We start from the raw sequence: 21176 nt of genomic DNA, 5'->3' as shown, positions 1-21176 counted from the left end.
AATGCCCTCCGCACGATTATGTGCAGAGGGCATTTGTGTATTATTTTTTTAGTCTATCAATGAATAATAGAAGTTCATTTGAAGTGACCTTTTTTGTTGTTCCGAATGTTCCATCGGCATAGCCCATTGTCAATTTGTTCGTGTAGAGCGTATTAATATAGTCATTCGCCCAGTTGGATGTGGATACATCACTGAAAGGGGTTGTCCCAGGAGTTAACGAGAGATCGAATGCGCCGACTAAGACTTTTGCAAGCTCACTTCTTGTCAAATAGTTATTCGGCATGAACTCTCCAGCTGTATTACCCGTGAAAATCCCTGCCTCTCCAACTGCAGCAATAGCATCATGCTGGGGATGAGACGCCGAGATATCGGTGAACCCCTGATTGCTTGCCTTACTTGAAAGGTTCAATTCCTGAGCAAGGATTTCTGCGACTTCGCCTCTCGTTGCATAATTGACTTGAGGTGTTGAAGCAATTGTTGTTTCAGCCGAGAAGTCTGTTACACGGCGAGCGCCAATATATCGTTTACCCCAATAAGCCGGGTCATTGATTGATGAAATCATAACACCTCTACTGGTCGAGGCATGAATGAAATTGCTTGATCCGATATAGATTCCAACATGTGATACGCCGGCTCCGCTCGTATTGAAAAATACGAGATCACCAGACTGCAAATCTGCCTTTGCAACGGACTTGCCAGTAGAGTATTGCTGGGAAGTAGTTCTAGGAATTGAAACTCCTTCTTTATTGAAAACGTATTGTGTATAACCGGAACAGTCAAAACCTGAAGTAGTAGTTCCCGCATATTTATATGGTGTTCCCATGTACGCTTTAGCCGTACTGACGAGGGAATTCGATGTGCTTGCTGAAGCCGTGTCATGAGTGGACGTTGAGATCAATAGGCATGCAAAAACTAAGAAGATGATTCTTTTCATATTTTTTCCCAAATTCCCCTTTCGCACAAAAATGAAGCTGTGCTTTATGTGTGAATCAATCCTAACATGGATAAACATCAAATATTATTACATTCACATTACGATATGGTTACAGTTGGAACGGTTTGTATAGAATGCGATGACAGGGAGATTGTGGAGAGTTGTTCAGTTTTTCTTGCATATGGTATAATCGCTCAATGAATAACCAACTGAAATAATTATGGAATTTCAAAAGATAGGATGAACTCTGATGCGTCAACTTACTGTATTCAGCAATATGTACCCTTCGCATAAGCACCCGACATTCGGTATTTTTGTAAAGAACCAAGTAGAACACCTCCGTTCAAAAGGTTTGAAAGTGAATGTCGTTGCAATCGACAATCCTTCAAAAGGGAAGGCTGCTTTGAAAAAGTATTTTACCTGGTTCGTAAAGGCAATGGTCCATATGCTGACAAAGAAGTCTGAAGTATCGTTAACTCATTCTCATTACACGTTTCCGACAGGCTTGCTATCGTTCATTGGAAAAAAGATTTTTGGTTTGCCTTATGTCATCACAGTCCATGGTGGAGATATCGACAAAATGGCAGCCAAAAATAAGATGATTGAGTCGATTACTAGATTCACATTACAGAATGCTGACGCCGTTATTGTTGTAGGGGAACGATTAAAATTGGATGTAGTTGAACGTTTTGGTGTGAAGGAGAAGCATGTCCATGTAATGAGCATGGGCGTAAATACGGAAGTTTTCAAACCGATACCAAAAGTGGATGCCCGCACTGAATTGGGTCTCCCTTTAGATAAGAAGATTGTTTTGTTTGTCGGAAATATGATCCAAGCAAAAGGGATTCTCGATCTAATCGAAGCATTTAAGATGGTAGAAGAAGATCATCCGGACGCCGTGCTTCATATGATCGGGTCGAGTAAAGATGAAGGCTTTATGCAAAAATTAGAAGAGCATTTGTCGGAAATGAAAATTAATGCCTCCCATCAGGAACCGCTTCCGCAAATGGAAGTCGCGAAATGGATCGCAGCCGCAGATGTCTTTGTGTTGCCATCCCATCACGAAGGGTTCGGACTTGTTGCGCTTGAAGCAATGGCTGTGGGAACTACAGTAGTCGGCACTGACGTCGGGGGACTTTCATTCCTATTGGGCAATGAAGCGGGAATTCTCGTAGAGCCTCATAATCCGGCATCCCTTGCAAATGGATTGAAGCAAGCCTTGGAGCAACCTTCGGAAGATAGAAAGAAAATTGCTGAAGAAATAGTCGCTGAACATACATATGATGTCATTACTGAGAGATTAGTGGAAATCTATTCGGCGGTGTCAAAAGAAGGGAAAAAGTAATATGGTTCCTCGTAAATCGACTTAAAGCTACTCGAAATGAAACCCATAGACGAAACTCCATCAAGCGGATGACCTCCCGTATTGACGGAGTTTTTCTATATAGCGTTTACTATGTTTAATCAGAATTAAGTGAAAATTAATTGCTTATTGGCTATATTTAGATATAATTAATGGTAGACTCCTTTTTTCATAGCGTACTCACCTCCATAAGAGCTCCATTGTCCTTCATTTTTGTAAGCGCTTACGAAAAGGGAAAATGAAAAATGAGGGGGACTGACATTGAAAAGAATTGGCGCAAGAAGCTTGTTAGTACTAGTGCTAGGTGCTTTGCTCGTTTTATCGGCTTGTGGTGGGGGCGGAAAGAAGAATATTGCAATCGGCCCGCCAGCCAGTGAGACAAATAATCTCTCCAAAATCATTCTTGATGCCTATGGAATTGGTGATGGTGACTACAAGGCTTTCCAGGAAGCTTTCGGGGCTGCGGCTGACGGAGTCCAGGATGGCAATATCGACATCTCAATCGGAATTTTGGGACTCCCGGCAGCAAGTATAGAAAGCTTGCAGGCATCCGCGGGAGACGTGAAAATGATCAGCCTCTCCGACGACGCGATTGCAAAAATCGAAGCGGAGTCGGGCTACAAACGCTTCACGATTCCGAAAGAGTCTTATGATTTTCTCACAGAAGATGTACAGACGGTAACGGCATTTGCTATTTTAATGGGGAATACAGATACGATCGATGAAGAGCTCGGATACGAATTGGCGAAGAGCATGATCGAGAATGCAAGCGAAAATACACATGCGCAAGCGAAGCAGATGATCCTCGAGAATGCATTGAACGGGGCGGAAGGGCTGTTGATCCACCCAGGTGCGAAAAAATATTACGAAGAACAAGGATTGACGGTCAACAATGAAGTGGCTGAGTTGACGGCCACAGCAGGAAAACGGAAAACAGAACTGACACTTGGCACAGGCAGCCAAGGAGGTACGTATTATCCGCTCGGCGGGGAGATGGCGAACCTTTGGAATAAATATATCGACGGCATCAATGTGACGAATATGGAAACAGGGGCGTCCGTTGAAAACTTATCTTCCATCAGCAAAGGTCAGATGGATCTTGGGATGACCGTTCACGTGCCTGCGTTGAATGCATTGAATGGAAAAGCGGATTTTGAAGGGAACCCAGTGAAAAATGCAGCGTTCATCGGCCACATTTATCCAGAAGTCGTCCAAATTGTGACGCGGGAGAAAATGAAGATCAACGGCTTTGAGGATTTGAAGTGAAAACAGCCAAGTAAGCGGAAAGGCGGCGAAAAATGAAAGAAAATAAGGTGGTAGATGCACAAGAGATACTCGAAAAATATGACAAGGAAAATCAGTTCCGTGTAGAAATCGGCAAATGGGCTTATGTCGTAACCTTTCTCGCAGTCTCGCTGACGGTCTTTCATCTCTATACGGGGTCAACGAGCGTTCTTCCATCGCAACAGCAAGGGGCCATCCACCTTGGAACTGCTTTAGGAATCATCTTCCTTCTATATCCGGCAAAAAAGGCATGGAGAAAAACTCAGAAAAAAATCCCTTGGTACGATATATTGTTAGCGTTTACCGCTATGTATGTGGCGTACCATAAAATATTCTTTTATGATTCCATCCTCCAAAGCAGGGTATCGGGCTACAGCTCTTTGAATATCATCATTTCCATCGTCGGCGTATTGCTCGTATTGGAAGCGACGCGGAGAACGGTAGGTCTTCCCATCGTCATTGTGGCAAGCGTTGCGATGCTGTATGCAATATACGGAAACCTTATCCCGACGCGCATTTTATCCCATGAAGGATTTGCGCTCGACCGGACGATGACGAATCTGTGGTATCGCGAAAGCGGCGTGTTCGGAACGCCGATTCAAATTTCCGCGAAATTCATTTTCCTGTTCCTGTTTTTCGGAGTGCTTCTCGTAAATACGCCAATCGGAAGATTTTTTAACAACCTTGCCTTCTCGTTGACCGGGCGCTATACGGGCGGAACCGCCAAAGCGGCCGTCGTTGCGAGCGCTCTTCAAGGGACTGTATCTGGAAGTTCCGTCGGTAACACTGTGGCGACTGGAAGCTTTACGATCCCGATGATGAAAAAAGCGGGATTCAAGCCGGAATTTGCAGCAGCCACGGAAGCATCCGCATCGACAGGCGGCCAGATCATGCCTCCGATGATGGGGGCAGCCGCCTTCATTATGATGGAGTACCTAGGTGTCAGCTATGCAACTATCATGCTGGCAGCACTCATTCCGGCAATCCTGTACTTTACCGGGATTTTCATCGGAACGCATTTCGAGGCAAAACGGCTGAAAATCCTTGGGCTGCCAAAGTCGGAGTTGCCTGTTTTCAAAAAGATCTTTGTTCGTGACGGCTATATGATCATTCCGCTTTTGGTCATCATCGTCACAATCATGTCTGGCTTCACACCGCAGCGTGCAGCATTATTCGGCATCCTGTCCGCTGTTATCGTATGGATCTTCAATGCGATCTTCCGAAAGGAGTCGGAGTTCGGTGTGAAGAGAATCATTTATGTATTGGAACAAGGCGGCAGGGTGGCTCTTCCTGTAATTGCAGCAGTAGCGACAGCCGGCATCATCGCCGGTGTTGTCAGCATGACGGGCTTGGGCGCGAAATTTGCTTCGGGCATTATCGCCTTATCGAACGGCTACCTGATATTGGCGCTATTCTTTACAATGATTGCATGTATCGTGTTAGGGATGGGATTGCCGACAACAGCAAACTACGTTGTCACTGCAACAATTGCGGCTCCCGCGCTCATCAATGAATTCGGCATCGCGCCGATTGCTGCGCATATGTTCGTCTTCTACTTTGGCATCGTCGCCGACATAACGCCGCCGGTCTGCTTAGCTGCCTATGCAGGGGCGGGGATAGCAAAGGCGAATCCGTTCAAAACTGGGATGACCGCCGTGAAGCTGGCAATCGCCGCATTCATCATTCCATTTATTTTCATCTATAATCCGATTCTTGTTTTCGTCGATGTAACTCCCGTGAAGCTCATACTCGGCATCGCGACCGCACTGATCGGCATGATTGGTGTCAGCAGCGCCGTCATCGGCTACTTCGTAAGGGATGCACGCATTTGGGAACGAATCGTCTTATTCGCAGGGGGACTGCTGCTCATCATTCCAGAGCTGACGACAAGCGCCATTGGACTTCTGCTTATTACAATCATCTGGTTCATCCAAAGAAGGAGACCGGAAGAAGAGCAGACGATTAAAGAAGTCGTTGCATAGATGAATAAAGCAAAAAGCTGTCACCTGGAAAAATCGGTGACAGTTTTTTGCATGAAAACTTGGAACTGCGCTCATAAACCCGGAATCGCGCCCATAAACGCCGCGCCCGCGCCCATAAACTCGGAATCGCGCCCATAAACGCTGCGCCCGCGCCCATAAACTCGGATTTGCGCCCATAAACGCTGCGCCCGCGCCCATAAACTCGGAATCGCGCCCATAAACGCCGCGCCCGCGCCCATAAACTCGGATTTGCGCCCATAAACGCTGCGCCCGCGCCCTTAAATCCGGAATCGCGCTCATGAACGCTGCGCTCGCGCTCATAAACTCGGGATCGCGCCCATAAACGCTGCGCCCGCGCTCATAAATCCAGATTTGCGCCCATAAACGTCTCTCGTCCTTACATGAAGAAATTCTCTTCACCGATCCGGTCGTATAATCCGCTCTTCTTGAACAATGAAAGTTTCTGCTTGGGCAACTTCTTCACAATGATTCTTACATTCTTTTTGCTGGCACCGTCCAATAACGCGGAAAGCGCAGCTTCACCCGTTGCGTCAATCATGGAGAGATGCTCCAAATCCAAAATGATCTTTGCAGTGTCTGTCGAGAGGATTGTAGGCATCTTATCTTCAAACACTTTCGCAGTACCGAAGAATAACGGTCCTTCAATGACGAATTTAGTTATGTCATCTCCGAATTTGTGAATCTCGACATCGGTAAGTTTATCTGGCACAATGTGAAGCTTGCCACTCATCTTACGCAAGAATGAAAGGGCGGCCAATAAAACCCCGACCTGGACGGCAACAGTCAGATTGATGAAGATCGTAAGCAGGAATGTCGTTATCAGTACAATCGAATCGCCCGATCTGACAGACAAAATATGAACGAAAGCCTTTCTCGCACTCATATTCCAAGCGACAAACATTAAAATAGGCGCCATCACAGCCAGAGGAATATAAGAGGCGAATGGGGCGAAAACCAAAATGAACAATAAGACGAAGATGCTTTGCATCATGCCGGAAACCGGGCTTACTGCGCCTGACCGGATATTGGTCGCTGTTCTTGCAATCGCTCCCGTAGCGGGGATGCCCCCGAATAATGGCGTAATGATATTTGCAATTCCCTGCCCGAACAATTCCCGCTTCGAATCATGCTTCGGTCCTTCCTTCATTCCATCTGCAACGACCGCAGACAATAGCGATTCAATCGCGCCGAGTGCAGCAATGACCAATGCAGGCTGCCAAAGACTGACGAGCTTGGATAACGTGATTTGAGGAAATTGGAAGCCGGGCAATGATTGGGGGATCCCTCCGAATGCCGTGCCGATCGTTTCCACTTTGCCTGGGAAGAACAAGACGGATATTATAGTTGGAATCAAGAGAGCGAAGAGCAATAATGGAACCCGAGGGGCAACTTTCGGCAAGATGAAGATCAAAGCCAGCCCAATTATGGCGGTGAGTACACTGAAGATATTCACAGTATGAAGATGCTTGGCGACATCAATCATATTCTCATGAAAGAACTCCTTGCTTTCGAGCCCCGATAGGCCAAGAAAGTTCCCGAATTGCCCTGTGAAAATGATGATGGCAATTCCCGAGGTGAACCCGATCGTCACGGAACGGGGAACGAAGTGAATGAGATTGCTGATGCCTGCGAAACTCATGATTACTAGGAAAATACCAGCCAGAAATCCTGCAATCAACAAATCTTCATAACCGTATTGAAGGACGATTGCAAGAAGGATCGGGATGAATGCCCCGGTTGGACCGGCGATCTGAAAACGGGATCCTCCTAGGAGAGCGACTAGGAACCCGGCGATGATCGTCGTGTACAAGCCATACTCCGGTTTAACGCCGGAGGCAATTGCAAAAGCCATCCCAAGTGGAATGGCTACGATACCGACAGTTATCCCCGAAAGCAGATCCTTCCGAAATCCTGACGCATTATAATCAATAAAACGCTGATCTTTGAACAAGGCGGTCACTCTTCTTCCACATAATTTGTAAAAATATTTCCTATCTTCATTATAAGCGACAAACGCAGTACTAGCAAGGTCCCGTGAGTGAAAAAGGCGGTCTCGCGTCCGAAGTTGGCAGTCCCGCGTCCAAAGTTGGCATGCACGCGTCCAAAGTCGGTGGTCTCGCGTCCAAAGTCCGCGGTCCCGCGTCCAAAGCAAGCATTCCCGCGTCCAAAGCCGGCTTCCCCGCGTCCACAGCAAGTCGTCCCCACACTCAAACCAGCAAAGGGTGCCGCAGAAAGTCAGCTTGCACTGATTTTCCGGGCACCCCTCTACATCAATTCGGTTTCCTTCAATACAATACGGTCATATCCCATCCGCTGCACGAGTTTCGTAATATGCGGCTGCTCGACCCGCGCGAGCCGCAATGCGTCCCCCTGTGCAAACGCTTCACGCGTAGGGCCGTCAAACAGCATGCCGCCATCGCTAAAAATGATTGTCCGTCCGAAAGTCTCCGCAACGAAATCCATGTCATGCAAAATACAGATAACGAGCTTTTCTTTTTCATGAAGTGAATGGATGATTTCCTTCACCTTCGACTTGCCGCGGACATCTTGCCCCATCGTTGGTTCGTCGAAAATGACGATATCCGTATCCATCGCGAGAATGGACGCCATCGCAACCATCTTCCGCTCCGCAAGACTAAGATCATATGGATTCTCATCCGCTTTGTCGGCAAGTCCGACGAGGTCCAGCATCTCTTTGGCATTAGCGAGCGCTTCTTTGCTGGATTGTCCGATATTCAGCGGGCCGAACATCACTTCGTCAATTACTTTATGCTTGAAAATCTGGTCATTCGGATTTTGGAAGATGAGCCCAATCCGGCTAGCCAGTTTAGCAGCCGTCGTCCTGGAAAGCGGATTTCCGTCCAAGTATATTTCACCTGAGTCCGGCTTGAGCAGCGCTTTCAACAATTTGACAAATGTCGTTTTCCCTGCACCATTCTGCCCGATGATTGCGATCGGCTCGCCACTCATCGTGACATTCAGTCCACGGATAACGTCCTGACCCTTTTCATAGCCGAAATGAAGATCACGGACGATGAGCTCAGCGGTGGTTGTGCCGTTCGCCTCGGTTGTCTTACTCTTGATGTAATCACTTGGATGGAATCGAAGCTCCCTCTCCCTCGGCATTTCATCCAAAGAAATCGGATACTGCCCGGTCTTCTCACTTCGAATGCCGAGAGTCCGTGCAACTTTCACATAGACAGGAGGTTCCACGCCGAATTCACGTAGATCATCCCTTGAAAAGACTTCTTCCGGCTTCCCATCCTCAATCAATTTGCCGTCATGCAGCAAGAGGATCCTGTCGGCATATGCAGCAAGCTTCTCCATTTTCTGCTCGGCCATGATGATTGTCATGCCCTCATCCGCCAATTTCTCAACGACGCGGAACACTTCTTCTGCGCCTTCCGGATCTAGCTGCGAAGTCGGTTCGTCAAGTATGAGGATGTCGGGCTTCATGGCAATGACGCTTGCAATTGCGACCCGTTGCATTTGCCCGCCGGATAGTGAAAATGGATTCTTTCCCTGCAATCCTTCAATATCGAGCAGCTTCATGCTTTCCCGGATTCGTTCATGCATGACATCCCGCGGCACGCCTTGATTTTCAAGGCCGAAAGCAATTTCATCATAGACAGTGAACTTAGCACCGGTCATCTGCGAAAAAGGATTTTCAAAGACGAGACCGACCTTTGCCGTAATTTCACTTATTTCATGCGACAACACATCCATCTCGCCAATGTACACATCCCCGCCATATGCACCTTTGAAAAAGTGGGGGATGAGTCCGCTCAGTGCATAACCTAACGACGTCTTCCCGGCTGTATTCATGCCGATAATCCCGACGAATTCGCCCTTTTCCACCGTGAATGAAATATCATCGAGCGCAAAATGGGAGCTATCGGGATATTTATATTTCAAATTTACAACACGCAATACACTCATGACATCACCCTCCAAACGATGACAGCTAAAAAGAAGATGATCAATGCGATTCTGAGAGGCATGCTATATCGGTAGGTTTCCCGTTCATACAAAAACGTCCGATTCCCTTTGGCATTGAATCCGCGGATTTCGAGTGCGATCGACCGCTCCCGGGTTTCCGTGAGCGAGTTCAGGACGACGGGACCGAGAAGGGGGAGGAATGATTTGAATCTCATCCAAATTCCGCCTTCCGTTTCCATTCCCCGAGCCCTCTGAGCATCGGTTATTTTACCTGTCAATGCGACCATTTGCGGGATGATCTGCAGTACCGACAGCAGCACATAACCGAATTTCGGAGACAGACCTTTCTGCAGCAATGCTTCTACAAGATCATCCGGCTTCGTCGTCAAAATAAGCACCCCAAACGCGGCCACCATATTGACGACCCGGAGTGTGATCAGCAACGCGATTGAAAACCCCTCTTTATAAATAGCGATCGGGCCGATTTCGAACAGTACCGTTGCCCGGTCGGGATGAAAAAATCCTTGGACGATGATGATCGATGCGATTAACAGAAAGCTGACCCCGATGACCGGCAAAATGGATTTGAACACGTTGCCGGTCATAAGGATGATGAATGTGAACAGGAGGATTCCGAACACAGCCAGATGATTTGCTGAAATATATGTCGATGTGATGGAAATGAAGACGAATAAGAGCTTTGTCAAAGGATCCACCCGATGGACCGGCGAATCCCTATTTACATACAATGTCATGTTGTTCATTGGAATCCCTCCTGCGGGCGATGCTTATAACCTTTCAATCTCCCCTTGATTGTCATACATGAGCTTCACATTTTTCGGCAGCCCTTTGAAGATCAAGAAGCTGAGCAGTACAGTGACGACTTTATCAGGCACATCGACGACGATGCTGTCAGCAAACGAAGCGAGCCATAATGGCATGTCTTTTGCGAGCATCGTTGCAAACAATGCATCCCCCCAGACGTTTCCGGTCGTCCCTTCCCAAAACATGATATTGAGTGGAGTAGAAACAATCGCTGCAATGAATCCGACGACAAGCCCGAGGACAACCGCTTTGCCGACATTCGAAATCCATCCTTTGTACGCCATGATTCCTACTACTAATCCGATGACGGCCTGGGTGATGGCATAGACGAAAGAGACTGGACTCGTCGTAAAGCCATAGACGATATTATTGATGACACCGACAATTGCACCGACGAGCGGTCCTGCAAGCATACTCGCTAAGACCGTTCCGATGGCATCGATCCATAGAGGCAGCTTTAACACGTCCGCAAACAATTTCCCCAAGAAGTTGATGCCTACCGCCGCGGGAATCAGTACAAACGCAGCTGTTGAAAACTGCAAGGACCACATACGCTTCTTTTTCATTTGTATTCTCCTTTTTTATAATCAAGATAGATGTCAAGACACATGACTATACTAATCCATTATGAAGAAATAGGGAAGACTTTATTGAAAAAGAATCACTACTTTAGACTACTTATTTTCATCTTATGCCCAATAAAAATTTTAGTTATGATTATTTAGAGTGCGACGTGAGGAATTTGCCATAACCATACGATCTAAAAAAACACCGTTTGCACTTGGCGAACGGCGGTGTGGCTATAAATAATCAAAATGTGTACTGTTTCAATAAATTCTCAAGTTTCAATGCGAGGCCGACATTGCCCTTCACTTTCAGTTTTCCCATCATGAAAGCAGCAGTGGAGTTCAAGTTGCCGCCAAGCAATTTCTTGAAATCCGTGACGCTCATCATCAAAGCGCAGTCGACTTCTCCCGGGTCGCTGCGGAACGTTTCCGCCTCGCCGTCTGCAAACTTCAATCCATACATACCGCCATCCTCACCGGCCAAATCGAATGAATATGATGCGTTCATTCCTGCAAGGGGCCCTTTATTGGTGCTCAGCTCCGCATCAATTTCTGTCCAAATCTGTTCCATCGTCATTTCTTCCAAATTCATTCGGAACACCTTCTTTTTCAGTAATGAGTGACTATTCACTCAGTATACCACAGACGCTAATAGAATAATGAAAAAATACGTGACAGCCTCAAAAATCATATAATCGTGCCGATAGAAAGGAGTAGTAGAAGTAGTTAGCAGAAAGGGGTTGTATAAGTCCGATGAACCGTTCTAATGAAAAATTCGATATCGTATTGGATGAACTTCAAAAAATACAGGATTTCATATTTACGCAGGCGAAACGGTCGGACCTTTCGCGACATTCGATTGCCCCTGTCATAGAAGAATTGTGTATTCGCATATCAAAAATTATGGCGTGCGATCGAGTGAGCATTTGGTTATTCAATGAAGAACGAACGTCTTTGACCGCACAAAGTGTTTTACATATAAATGGAACTCATACAGCTGGAGAAGTGATCATTGCCGAAGAGCTGCCATCTTATTTCAAAGCGGTCCAACATGAACGGATTCTAGCCGTTGCAGACGTATCAACAAATCCCGCCACCCGGGAATTGTATCAACATGCGTATTATAACGGCGGGAAAGTAAAATCGATCATAGATGCCTCGATCATCTTAAGCAAGGGGATTGGCGGTGTGGTCTGCTGCGAATCAACGCGTTCGAGAAATTGGTCATATCTTGATAGGGTCCTTGCAGCGTCCATTGCAGATATGCTTTCCTTCATATTCGATCGGTTGGAGCGGATTGAAGTGGAAGAGCACGTCCATCGACTCGCCTATACCGACCTGCTGACCGGTATCGACAATCAATATTCATTCACCGAAAATGTGACGAAGCAGATCGGCGAATTCCAAAATGGCCAGCGGGGCGCTTTCGTCTATCTTGTCATGGATCAATTTACGGAAGTACAAGGCGTTCTCGGACCCGATGGAGCGGATAAATTGCTCCAGATTACAGCGAACCGGCTGAAGATCCAGTTTCCGAATCCCGCACAGATCGCAAGACTGGCATTCGATCATTTTGTCATTTTCATCCCATTTGTAGGTGAATTGGAGTGCGAGATGGCAAGGGTTGAGCGGGTCGTCAATCGGTTGAAACGGCCGATGCATGTAAGTGGACAGGAAGTGTATATGACGTTCAGCTACGGGGTTTCCGTCTATCCTGAGCATGCGACGAACGTGAAATATGGGATTCAAGCGGCTTACATGGCGCTCCAATCGGGAAAAGAGGCCTCAAACCGGAAAGGTGGGAACCTCTATGACCCGGAGATGCACACGTACTTGAAAGAGACGATGCTTTCTGAAATGAACTTGCGGAGGGGCCTTGACTTGAATGAATTCAAGTTGCATTACCAGCCGCAAGTGAATTGTCGAACAGGAGAAGTAAGCGGTTTCGAAGCGCTGATCCGGTGGCAACATCCGGAACGAGGCCTCATTTTCCCGGGAGAATTCATCGAGCTCGCCGAGTCAACGGGACTCATTACACCGATAGGGGAATGGGTCATCAAGCAGGCCGCTTGCCAAATCCGGGAGTGGATAGAGCAAGGGTTGAGGAATGCTACGGTGTCCGTGAATTTATCGCCAAGACATTTCCTGCACCATAATCTGCCTACCTATCTTGAAAAATGCATCACGGAGGCAAATATCAAGCCGAAAAGCCTTGTGCTGGAAATAACGGAAAACGTCGCTTTGGAAGACACCGAGGCCGTCGCCAACCGGATCAATCTCTTGACGTCAATGGGGTACTCCGTTTCCATCGACGATTTTGGAAAAGGGTATTCTGCTTTCATCTACTTGCAGCACTTCCCGATCCAGCAAATCAAGATCGACCGCCAATTCATCAATGGACTCGGAAACGATCCAAAGAGCTCGGGAATTGTTCAGACAATCATTCATCTTGCAGAGATGCTCGGATTGCAAACGATCGGGGAAGGCGTCGAAACGCAGCAGCAATGGGATCTCTTGAAACAGTTCGGGTGCTCTGAACTGCAAGGATTTTATTTCAGCAGACCCGTTCCGGTCGAAGAAATCGATGCATTGATCCGCAATCATGGAAGAGCAGGTAAATTGCTCCTACCTTCGATCTACTAATAGAAAAAGCCTTACACAATGGGAAATCTAGTGTGTAAGGCTTATTTTTGTTGCAAAAGCCGTTCTCCGTAACGGCTTTCGCTTTTGTTATCTTCCAATCGGCCAGTCAAACGGCAGTGACCCTGGAGGGGAGTGCTTGATAATGTCGATGACCGGAATTGTATAGGCGAAAAGGATAAGTGCGACCGTGATTCCGATCCATAGATACCAATTCTCCAGGATTTTCGGTGTCGGGTCTGCATCGACCTCTTCTTCCGCAATCGGAAACTCCTGTATGCCGCGTGGTGCGAAGAATGCGAGTTGGATGAAGATGTAAATCATCAGGATAATCCCGATGAACAGGATCGTTCCTCCAACGGCCTGTGCCACCTGGTAGCTGATCCATGTGCTGACTTGCTCGCCGCCTGCATAATTCGAGAAGTCGGAACGTCTCGGGCCGCCAAGAAGACCTTGGATATGCATCGATGTCGACATGATTGTCATTCCGACAGTCCATATGATCGTTTGAATGATGCCGAGTTTATTTAGCTTCGGAGTCAACCGCCTGCCCGTCAAATGTGGGACGAGCCAATAGGCAATCCCGAAGAAGGTCAGGATGACTGTCGTCGCAACCGTCAAGTGGAAGTGGCCTGTCACCCAGATCGTATTATGAATGAGCGTATTCATCTGGTGGGATGCGTTGACGATACCGCCCGCGCCTCCTGGAATGAAGGCGACCATCCCAATGAACGGCGCAAGGAAGCGGACGTCCTTCCAAGGCAAGCGCTTGAACCAGCCGAAAAGCCCTTTATGTCCTTTACGACGGCCTGTAATTTCAAATGTCGCGAAAATCGAGAATGCTGTCATCAATGTCGGGATGACGACCATGAATGTCAGAACAACTTGAATGAATTTCCACGTTGGATCGATTCCCGGCTCCGTCAATTGGTGGTGGAAGCCGACGGGAATTGAGAACATAAGCAAGAGAATGAATGACATCCTTGCAAGGGAATCGCTGAATAATTTACCGCCGATGATCTTCGGAATGATTGCATACCATGCCATATATGCCGGCAGGAGCCAGAAATAGACGAGCGGATGACCGAAATACCAGAACAGCGTACGGCTGAGCAGCACGTTGATCGTAGCTGCGTACCCTAAAGACCAAGGGATGAATTGAACCAAGACGGATGTTGCAACCCCGAGTGAAGCAATGAACCACATCGCCATATTGATCGTGACCATGAAAGCGAGCAATGGCGACTTCTGCCCGGGATTCGCTTTTTTCCAGACGTACAGCTGACGGAAGTTGACGAACACGGCAATCCAGCTGCCGACGATGACCAATGCCAAACCGATATAAAATGCAGCATGCGCACGGAGCGGTGCATAGAATGTATACAGTACATTCGCCTGACCGACCAGAATCGTAGTAGCCGCGATGATTGTACCGATGAGCATCGTCCAGAATGCAATCCATCCCCATTTACGTTGTTTGTCAGATATTCCGACCGTTTTCCCCATAAGGGCAAACTGGAATCCGACGATGAAGAACGTAGTCAATACTAATCCCAGAATAACGCCGTGCACCGTTAAAATCGTATAGTAATTAATTCCGAACGGCAATTTGAATTGGCCTGAACGGGATAGTGTCTGTAGGAGCCCCATTAGTCCGCCGATCAGCAGTGACGCGAATGTCACATGCATGAACGCCATATATAGCCGGGCTTCTTTCTTTGGAAACAGCGTATTTTTCAGCATCACTCATACACCTCCACAGTTGCAAACATTTGATGGTGCCCGATTCCGCAATATTCGTTGCAGACGACAGTGAATTCACCAGCGTTTTTCATCACCGTCTCAAGCCTGCTCACATGCCCCGGCTCAACCATCATATTGACGTTCGTGCCTGCAACTTGAAAGCCGTGCACGACGTCCTTAGTAGTGATCTGGAATAAAACAGTGGAACCTTTTGGCACACGGATCTTTTTGACAGGCTTGCCGTCAGCGTCCGTGCCGATATTATAATTGAACGCAGAAGCAACGATATTGACAGCGTATTTTCCTTCAGCCACTTCACGCAGGCCAAGGTTTTCAGGTTTAAACGATTCGTGCGCTTCAACGTTCTGGGGATCGATCGTTTCGATATGGCTCATCGGATGCGTCCCTTTCCAGAATGCAGCGAAACCGATAATTACCAGGAAAAGTGCGAGTGACCCTAATCCGAACGTAAGCCAGATCTTTTCGTATTTATGCAAATGCATTGTACTTCCTCCTAACGAGTCTCATTATCTTGATAAAAATAGTGCGTAAAGCCCGAACCATGTCACTAGGATGAAGACACCTAACAGCATGACTGAGATGAAGGTCCCTTTCAGATTGATTCCGGTTTGCGGATTTCCGGATTCTATTACCGGACGCTTCCTTGATTTGCCTGTAGTCATACGATCCACCTCCTGCATTGATTAATTGATTGATATCGCGCATCTCATACTTTTATCATAGTCGCGGAGGGAAATTAGAGAATTAGGGAAATCCCTATGAATCTTAAGATTTGAAAAGAGTCCACATTTTGGTCACATCGTCTTCAAAATTTAGACATATACGTCATCGGCAAGGAAATGTGTTTTATAGGAGAGAAAAAGGGAATAGAAGTGTGGTCAGCGTTGTTGTGTAAATTATTCTTTTATTTGACCATACTGTTTTTGGAAATTACAATTAGACAGTACAACTAAATCTATAATGAAAGTCGGTTGAGAATGATGGAGAAATGTAAACTTGTTTATGTGGAAAACCCTGAAAAAGGAGCAGAGCAATTTTACCAGCTGCTAAAAGAAGAGCTAGAGCATAATCGACTTCATGTGCTTGGATTGGCAACAGGAAGTACAATGATTCCTGTCTACAAAAGATTAACGGAATCGGAACTGGACTTTTCAGAAGTGACTACTTTCAATTTAGATGAATATGTCGGTCTGCCAGCATCCAGCCCGAACAGTTATGCATATTTCATGAACGATCACTTATTCAATAAGAAGAATTTTAAAGATACAAATATACCGAATGGCATGGCTGAGAATCTGGAGGAAGAGTGCAAACGCTATGAGCAAGCGTTGCAAGATGCAAAACTCGACATTCAACTACTAGGCGTCGGTGAAAACGGTCATATCGCTTTCAATGAACCGGGCACGCCTCCTGATTCCGTCACACACGTTGCAACATTGACGGACTCGACACTTGGCGTAAACAGCCAATACTTCGAGAACGATGAGAAAATCCCCAACACTGCATTGACGATGGGAATCGCCTCCATCATGAGTGCCAAGAAATTGGTCCTGCTTGCATTCGGAGAGAAGAAGCGTCCAGCCATCACAAAATTTCTAGAAGGCAAAATTGACCCTGACTGGACCATTACCTATCTCCTAGAGCATGATGATGTTACAATTATTACAGACTTGAAATTGTGATTGTAAGGTGAAAGACCACGCTCCTCAGAAGAGAGGACGTGGTCTTTTGGCGTTTTTATTGATATGTGGACAATCAAATTAACTATGTAACTTTGCGACTATTTGTAATGACTTTGTTACGGAACTGTAATGTTGGACGAGCATACTTCGTGTTAAAGTGTATTTAGAAGATTTTTCAGATAAATAGATAAATATAAAAAAACCTGGGGGAACATATGAGAAAATTAACATACTTGCAAAAGCCTATTGCTGTTTTTGGGTTGTCATTTTTACTATTTATGTCACCGTTCATGGGTCAAGCAGAAGCTTCATCATCAGATTCAGTTAAAATTTCCGAAACTGCCACAAGCCTTAAAGGGATTAGATATGTATACGGGGGAACGTCAAAATCGGGCTTTGACTGCTCAGGATTTGTCCAATTTGTCTTCAAACAACATGGCATCAATCTATCACGTACGTCTTCAGGAATGTATGCGACTGGAACGAAGGTTGCAAAGAGCGACTTGACTGTTGGCGATTTGGTATTTTTCAATACAGGTGGTAAAGGTGTTTCACATGTCGGCATTTACATTGGCGACGGAAAGTTTGCCCATGCCTCTTCATCTAAAGGCGTGAAAGTCGATAAGCTTAATGACCCGCACTATTGGGGCAAGCGATATGTTGGTGCTAAACGAATCACAGGCGTTACTGAGGTTGCGTCTAAATAAGTTGATAATTCTCATGCCAAATAAAAAAGGGCTGTCCCAGAAAATCTGTTATCACCGATTTTCTGGAACAGTCCTTTTCGTTTTACCTGATTCACAGGCTCAGAAGTACTCTTAGTTTGGATTAATTTTGAGGTACTTGGATAATCCATCTGGAGAAATCCGGATTGTCTTTTTTGACCATTTCCTTCGGGAAGATGAACGTCCAAGGTTTTGACGTGTTTGCCTTTACTTCCAGTTTACCTAGGTTAAATGAACCGCGTGCTACAACATCGCCAGTCGCATCCAATAATTCCAGCGGCAGCTGTTCCACATTGATATGTTTCGAGTGTCCGTTGCGGATGAAGAGGGATACCGCAATGCCGCCATCATCCTGTTGCTTTGCCTGGAAGCCGGCAAAGTTCACTTCGCGTGGTTTCAATTTAGGCATTTGGTCGACGACTTTTGTTAGTGCATCTTTTTGATCAGTTGTAAGTCCATCTTCCCATGCTTGTTCAAGTTCGAGTTTATGAGGCACCATTGATTGCACATTGAAAGCAAGCTTCCAATTTTCGGCTGGCGGCTCTTCCAGGAACGTATTTTCTTTCTGGAAAACAAAAACCCATGGGCGTGCACTGCGTGCCGGAAGTTCGCCTAATTCATTTAAATCGAACTCTTGGGAAGCGATCACTTCCCCTTTGTCATCCAATAGTAATAATTCAACCGGCCCAATCGAAATTTGCTGATCCAGAGAAGATCTGAAGAATGCTTTGACTAACCACTCCCCATTTGCAGGTTCGACGTCAATATCGATCCCTGAGAGGGAAATCTGGTTCGGCTTCAGGGGCTCCAGTTCATTTGCAAGAAAGCGGAAAACGTATTCCTGTTCTTGCGAAAGTGTCCATTGTGGGTGGAAGGAAAGAGCTGTTTCCACTTCATCGGCATCAATTGACTGCGCGCTACCTTCCAGAATCTCTTCTGAATCAATCGTGCTGTCTGAACCTGTTTTTTCGGTTTTCTTGAAAAGGTTGAAAAGTTTCATGATTATTGGGCCTCCTGTTGTTGTGAGATAAGCTTCATAAAGCCGATGATTTCGGATGCAATATTCCGGCGAAGCTTTTGATAGTTCGTGCCGAATAATTGCAAGCCTTCCCGTTGATAAATACGCATCGGATCCTCTTGGCCATATGACCGTAATCCGATTCCTTCTTTGAGACGGGCCATTACATCCAGGTGTTTCACCCACATGGTATCGATATGGCTCAACATCACTTGCGGAATGATCTCGTTCACCTGTTCATTATCAGCGAACGTATCCAGATACGCAAATAGGGCTGCAACCGGCTCTTCGTAAATTTTCAAGATGTCAGACGGCTTTTCAAGATTGCGCGGAAGTGCGACGGGCTCCAATAACAGCCCATCCATCGTACGTTCAATTCGATCAAAATCGAAGTTATCCGGAGTTTCGTTTTCCGGACAGCTATCGTAGACGACGAATTCCACGACCTCGGACATCATCGTTTTCAATTGATCGAAAAGGTTTTCGCGCTCAAGTACTTTATCACGCAGCGAATAGAGGACACCGCGCTGGTCGTTGATGACATCATCCAGCTTCAGATTGTATTCTCGCATGGAGAAGTGGGCGCCTTCGACGATTCGCTGGGTACGTTCGGTGAGCTCATTCACGTCGGCATTCTGGACAAGCCCATCTTCATCGACGACAATTTTTTTACTGAATTTCTCAAGATCATCCTTCGCGAAACGTTTGAACATGTCATCTTCAAGCGAGATATAGAATTGGCTTTCCCCATGGTCCCCTTGACGACCGGAACGTCCGCGCAGCTGGTTGTCGATTCTGCGGCTTTCGTGCTTTTCCGTTCCAAGCACAAATAATCCGCCGATTTCCTCGACGCCTTCACCGAGCATGATATCCGTTCCGCGTCCCGCCATATTTGTTGCGACCGTAATATGGCCGTATTGGCCAGCTTGGGAAATGAGATCCACTTCCTGCTCGACACTTTTCGCGTTCAGTAGGTGATAGGATAGATTCTTGCGGTCCAAATACTCCGCAACCTTTTCAGATTGGAGAATGGAAGTGGTACCGACAAGCACCGGTTGCCCTTTTTTATGACGCTCCGCCACTTCTTTGGCAACCGCTTCGTATTTCTGTTCGATCGTTTCATATACGCGATCCGGCGAATCGATACGGGCACGAGGGCGGTTCGTAGGGATCTGGATGACTTCCATATTATACACTTCACGGAATTCCTTTTCCTGAGTCTTCGCAGTTCCTGTCATCCCGCTGAGCTTCGGATACATCCGGAAATAGTTCTGGATCGTAATCTGGGCTTGCGCTTTATTTTCATCCGTGATCGGCAGTCCTTCTTTCGCCTCAATCGCCTGGTGAAGACCGTCCGATAACGTGCGGCCTTCCATGATCCGGCCTGTGAACATATCGACAAGTTCCACTTTTTCATCTTTCACGATATAGTCGACATCCCGTTCGAAAATGACATGGGCGCGAACAGCCTGGATCATATAATGATAAAGCGTCTGGTGCTCGAGCTCGTAAAGATTGTCGATGCCGAATGATTTCTCCACTTTCTCGATTCCTGCTTCCGTAAGTGAAGTCGCTTTCGTCTCATCATCAAAGTCAAAATCAACGCCTTTTTTGAATTGCTTTGCGAGTCTGGCGGCTATGAAATGAAGATCAGGGTCCGCCTTCATCTTGCCTGCGACGATCAACGGCGTCTTCGCTTCGTCGATCAAGACGCTGTCGACTTCATCAATGATGGCGAAATGGTACGGGCGCTGCACTTTCTGGGAAGTGTGCTGGACCATATTGTCACGTAGGTAATCAAAGCCAAATTCGGTTCCGACACCATACGTAATATCAGCCGAATAGGCATCCTGCTTCTCAGGCCCTTGCATCATCGGTACGTTTAAACCGACCGTCAATCCGAGGAATCGGTGGATCTGGCCGATCTGCTCATAGTCACGCTTTGCAAGATAGTCGTTGACTGTAATGACATGTACGCCTTTGCCTTCCAACGCACGTAAATAGGAGGGAAGGGAAGCGACGAGCGTCTTCCCTTCACCAGTAGGCATTTCCGCGATATTGCCTTCGGACAGAACCATGCCGCCAATAAGCTGAACGTCAAAATGACGCATGCCGAGTACCCGTTTCGATGCTTCACGGACGATGGCGAATGCGTCTGGAAGGATGGCCTGAACGGTTTCCCCCTCCTGGATCTGCTGTTTGAACACTTCCGTCATATGGGCCAGCTCTTCATCTGACAATGTTTCGTATTTCGATTCCAAGTCATTTATGTGTTGAACAACTTTGCGGTATTTGCGAAGTTGTCTTTCGCTTGTTTGATTTGAACGTTTGAATATTGATAACATATGATTTGGCGCTCCTTTATCTTATCCTTCTATTAAGGATACTAGGTTCTATTTTATCAAACTATATACGAAAAGACTACCTTGTAAC

18 protein-coding genes are annotated in these 21176 nt (G+C 46.6%); 6 read left to right on the top strand and 12 right to left on the bottom strand.

From position 1 onward, the window contains the following. Positions 1-40: 40 nt before the first annotated feature. The gene (locus tag M3193_RS07280) at positions 41-934 is read right to left on the bottom strand and encodes a C40 family peptidase (RefSeq protein ID WP_251625594.1); all 894 of its coding nucleotides are present in this window, start codon (positions 932-934) and stop codon (positions 41-43) included. Between the two features lie 250 nt (positions 935-1184). On the opposite strand from M3193_RS07280, the gene M3193_RS07275 reads away from it, so the two are divergent. The 3 genes from M3193_RS07275 to M3193_RS07265 all read left to right on the top strand — a co-directional run bounded on the left by M3193_RS07275 (position 1185) and on the right by M3193_RS07265 (position 5563). After that, positions 1185-2279 (top strand): glycosyltransferase, encoded by a 1095-nt coding sequence (locus M3193_RS07275; RefSeq protein ID WP_251625592.1) that lies wholly within the window; start codon positions 1185-1187, stop codon positions 2277-2279. Positions 2280-2558: 279 nt separating this feature from the next. Next, a complete protein-coding gene (locus M3193_RS07270) occupies positions 2559-3563 on the top strand; it encodes a TAXI family TRAP transporter solute-binding subunit (RefSeq protein ID WP_251625590.1) in 1005 nt (334 codons plus the stop codon). Between the two features lie 32 nt (positions 3564-3595). After that, positions 3596-5563 carry a TRAP transporter permease gene (locus tag M3193_RS07265; protein WP_251625588.1) on the top strand — a complete coding sequence of 656 codons (1968 nt, stop codon included), beginning with the start codon at positions 3596-3598 and terminating at the stop codon, positions 5561-5563. A gap of 397 nt (positions 5564-5960) precedes the next feature. Here the strand turns inward: M3193_RS07265 and M3193_RS07260 are convergent, their stop codons facing one another. The 6 genes from M3193_RS07260 to M3193_RS07235 form a co-directional block, all read right to left on the bottom strand. Continuing rightward, positions 5961-7535 carry a SulP family inorganic anion transporter gene (locus M3193_RS07260; protein WP_251625586.1) on the bottom strand — a complete coding sequence of 525 codons (1575 nt, stop codon included), beginning with the start codon at positions 7533-7535 and terminating at the stop codon, positions 5961-5963. 70 nt (positions 7536-7605) lie between these two features. Beyond that, complete coding sequence (locus tag M3193_RS07255; RefSeq protein WP_251625584.1) at positions 7606-7773, bottom strand: hypothetical protein; 168 nt, start codon at positions 7771-7773, stop codon at positions 7606-7608. Positions 7774-7849: 76 nt separating this feature from the next. Beyond that, positions 7850-9523, bottom strand: a complete 1674-nt coding sequence (locus M3193_RS07250; protein ID WP_251625582.1) for an ABC transporter ATP-binding protein — start codon at positions 9521-9523, stop codon at positions 7850-7852. Continuing rightward, a complete protein-coding gene (locus M3193_RS07245; protein WP_251625580.1) occupies positions 9520-10287 on the bottom strand; it encodes an energy-coupling factor transporter transmembrane component T family protein in 768 nt (255 codons plus the stop codon). The genes M3193_RS07250 and M3193_RS07245 overlap by 4 nt, the downstream gene beginning before the upstream one ends. 24 nt (positions 10288-10311) lie before the next feature. After that, positions 10312-10914, bottom strand: a complete 603-nt coding sequence (locus M3193_RS07240; protein ID WP_251625578.1) for an ECF transporter S component — start codon at positions 10912-10914, stop codon at positions 10312-10314. A gap of 244 nt (positions 10915-11158) precedes the next feature. Continuing rightward, a complete protein-coding gene (locus M3193_RS07235) occupies positions 11159-11506 on the bottom strand; it encodes an SCP2 sterol-binding domain-containing protein (RefSeq protein ID WP_251625575.1) in 348 nt (115 codons plus the stop codon). 161 nt (positions 11507-11667) lie between these two features. Here M3193_RS07235 and M3193_RS07230 point away from each other — a divergent pair, with 161 nt between their 5' ends. Then, a complete protein-coding gene (locus M3193_RS07230; RefSeq protein ID WP_251625573.1) occupies positions 11668-13557 on the top strand; it encodes a sensor domain-containing phosphodiesterase in 1890 nt (629 codons plus the stop codon). Between the two features lie 87 nt (positions 13558-13644). Here M3193_RS07230 and M3193_RS07225 read toward each other — a convergent pair whose 3' ends face one another. Genes M3193_RS07225 through M3193_RS07215 form a run of 3 tightly spaced genes read right to left on the bottom strand, consistent with a single transcriptional unit; the run spans position 13645 to position 15980 of the window. Continuing rightward, entirely contained in the window at positions 13645-15297 is a 1653-nt protein-coding gene (locus M3193_RS07225) for a b(o/a)3-type cytochrome-c oxidase subunit 1 (protein ID WP_251627245.1), read from the bottom strand. Then, complete coding sequence (locus M3193_RS07220; RefSeq protein WP_251625571.1) at positions 15297-15800, bottom strand: cytochrome c oxidase subunit II; 504 nt, start codon at positions 15798-15800, stop codon at positions 15297-15299. Before M3193_RS07220 ends, M3193_RS07225 begins: the two co-directional genes overlap by 1 nt. Positions 15801-15824: 24 nt before the next feature. Further along, positions 15825-15980, bottom strand: coding sequence for a cytochrome c oxidase subunit 2A (locus tag M3193_RS07215; protein ID WP_251625569.1), 156 nt, complete (start codon positions 15978-15980; stop codon positions 15825-15827). Positions 15981-16298: 318 nt separating this feature from the next. Between M3193_RS07215 and M3193_RS07210 the strand changes: the two genes are divergently transcribed. Both M3193_RS07210 and M3193_RS07205 read left to right on the top strand, forming a co-directional pair. Next, complete coding sequence (locus tag M3193_RS07210; RefSeq protein ID WP_251625567.1) at positions 16299-17000, top strand: glucosamine-6-phosphate deaminase; 702 nt, start codon at positions 16299-16301, stop codon at positions 16998-17000. Between the two features lie 215 nt (positions 17001-17215). Next, positions 17216-17707, top strand: a complete 492-nt coding sequence (locus M3193_RS07205) for a C40 family peptidase (RefSeq protein WP_251625565.1) — start codon at positions 17216-17218, stop codon at positions 17705-17707. A 121-nt stretch (positions 17708-17828) separates the two neighbouring features. Here M3193_RS07205 and M3193_RS07200 read toward each other — a convergent pair whose 3' ends face one another. Continuing rightward, positions 17829-18725 (bottom strand): accessory Sec system S-layer assembly protein, encoded by an 897-nt coding sequence (locus tag M3193_RS07200; protein ID WP_251625563.1) that lies wholly within the window; start codon positions 18723-18725, stop codon positions 17829-17831. A gap of 2 nt (positions 18726-18727) precedes the next feature. Then, positions 18728-21088 carry an accessory Sec system translocase SecA2 gene (gene secA2, locus M3193_RS07195; protein ID WP_251625561.1) on the bottom strand — a complete coding sequence of 787 codons (2361 nt, stop codon included), beginning with the start codon at positions 21086-21088 and terminating at the stop codon, positions 18728-18730. Between the last annotated feature and the right edge of the window lie 88 nt (positions 21089-21176).

Source organism: Sporosarcina luteola, from assembly GCF_023715585.1.
GTDB classification, from domain to species: Bacteria; Bacillota; Bacilli; order Bacillales_A; family Planococcaceae; genus Sporosarcina; species Sporosarcina luteola_D.
This window is presented reverse-complemented; position numbering and strand designations above follow the sequence as displayed.

Coding starts and splice junctions, on each gene's coding strand:
- M3193_RS07280 (WP_251625594.1), bottom strand. CDS start 934: ATGAAAAGAATCATCTTCTTAGTTTTTGCATGCCTATTGATCTCAACG.
- M3193_RS07275 (WP_251625592.1), top strand. CDS start 1,185: ATGCGTCAACTTACTGTATTCAGCAATATGTACCCTTCGCATAAGCAC.
- M3193_RS07265 (WP_251625588.1), top strand. CDS start 3,596: ATGAAAGAAAATAAGGTGGTAGATGCACAAGAGATACTCGAAAAATAT.
- M3193_RS07250 (WP_251625582.1), bottom strand. CDS start 9,523: ATGAGTGTATTGCGTGTTGTAAATTTGAAATATAAATATCCCGATAGC.
- M3193_RS07245 (WP_251625580.1), bottom strand. CDS start 10,287: ATGAACAACATGACATTGTATGTAAATAGGGATTCGCCGGTCCATCGG.
- M3193_RS07240 (WP_251625578.1), bottom strand. CDS start 10,914: ATGAAAAAGAAGCGTATGTGGTCCTTGCAGTTTTCAACAGCTGCGTTT.
- M3193_RS07235 (WP_251625575.1), bottom strand. CDS start 11,506: ATGAATTTGGAAGAAATGACGATGGAACAGATTTGGACAGAAATTGAT.
- M3193_RS07230 (WP_251625573.1), top strand. CDS start 11,668: ATGAACCGTTCTAATGAAAAATTCGATATCGTATTGGATGAACTTCAA.
- M3193_RS07225 (WP_251627245.1), bottom strand. CDS start 15,297: ATGCTGAAAAATACGCTGTTTCCAAAGAAAGAAGCCCGGCTATATATG.
- M3193_RS07220 (WP_251625571.1), bottom strand. CDS start 15,800: ATGCATTTGCATAAATACGAAAAGATCTGGCTTACGTTCGGATTAGGG.
- M3193_RS07215 (WP_251625569.1), bottom strand. CDS start 15,980: ATGACTACAGGCAAATCAAGGAAGCGTCCGGTAATAGAATCCGGAAAT.
- M3193_RS07210 (WP_251625567.1), top strand. CDS start 16,299: ATGGAGAAATGTAAACTTGTTTATGTGGAAAACCCTGAAAAAGGAGCA.
- M3193_RS07205 (WP_251625565.1), top strand. CDS start 17,216: ATGAGAAAATTAACATACTTGCAAAAGCCTATTGCTGTTTTTGGGTTG.
- M3193_RS07200 (WP_251625563.1), bottom strand. CDS start 18,725: ATGAAACTTTTCAACCTTTTCAAGAAAACCGAAAAAACAGGTTCAGAC.
- secA2 (WP_251625561.1), bottom strand. CDS start 21,088: ATGTTATCAATATTCAAACGTTCAAATCAAACAAGCGAAAGACAACTT.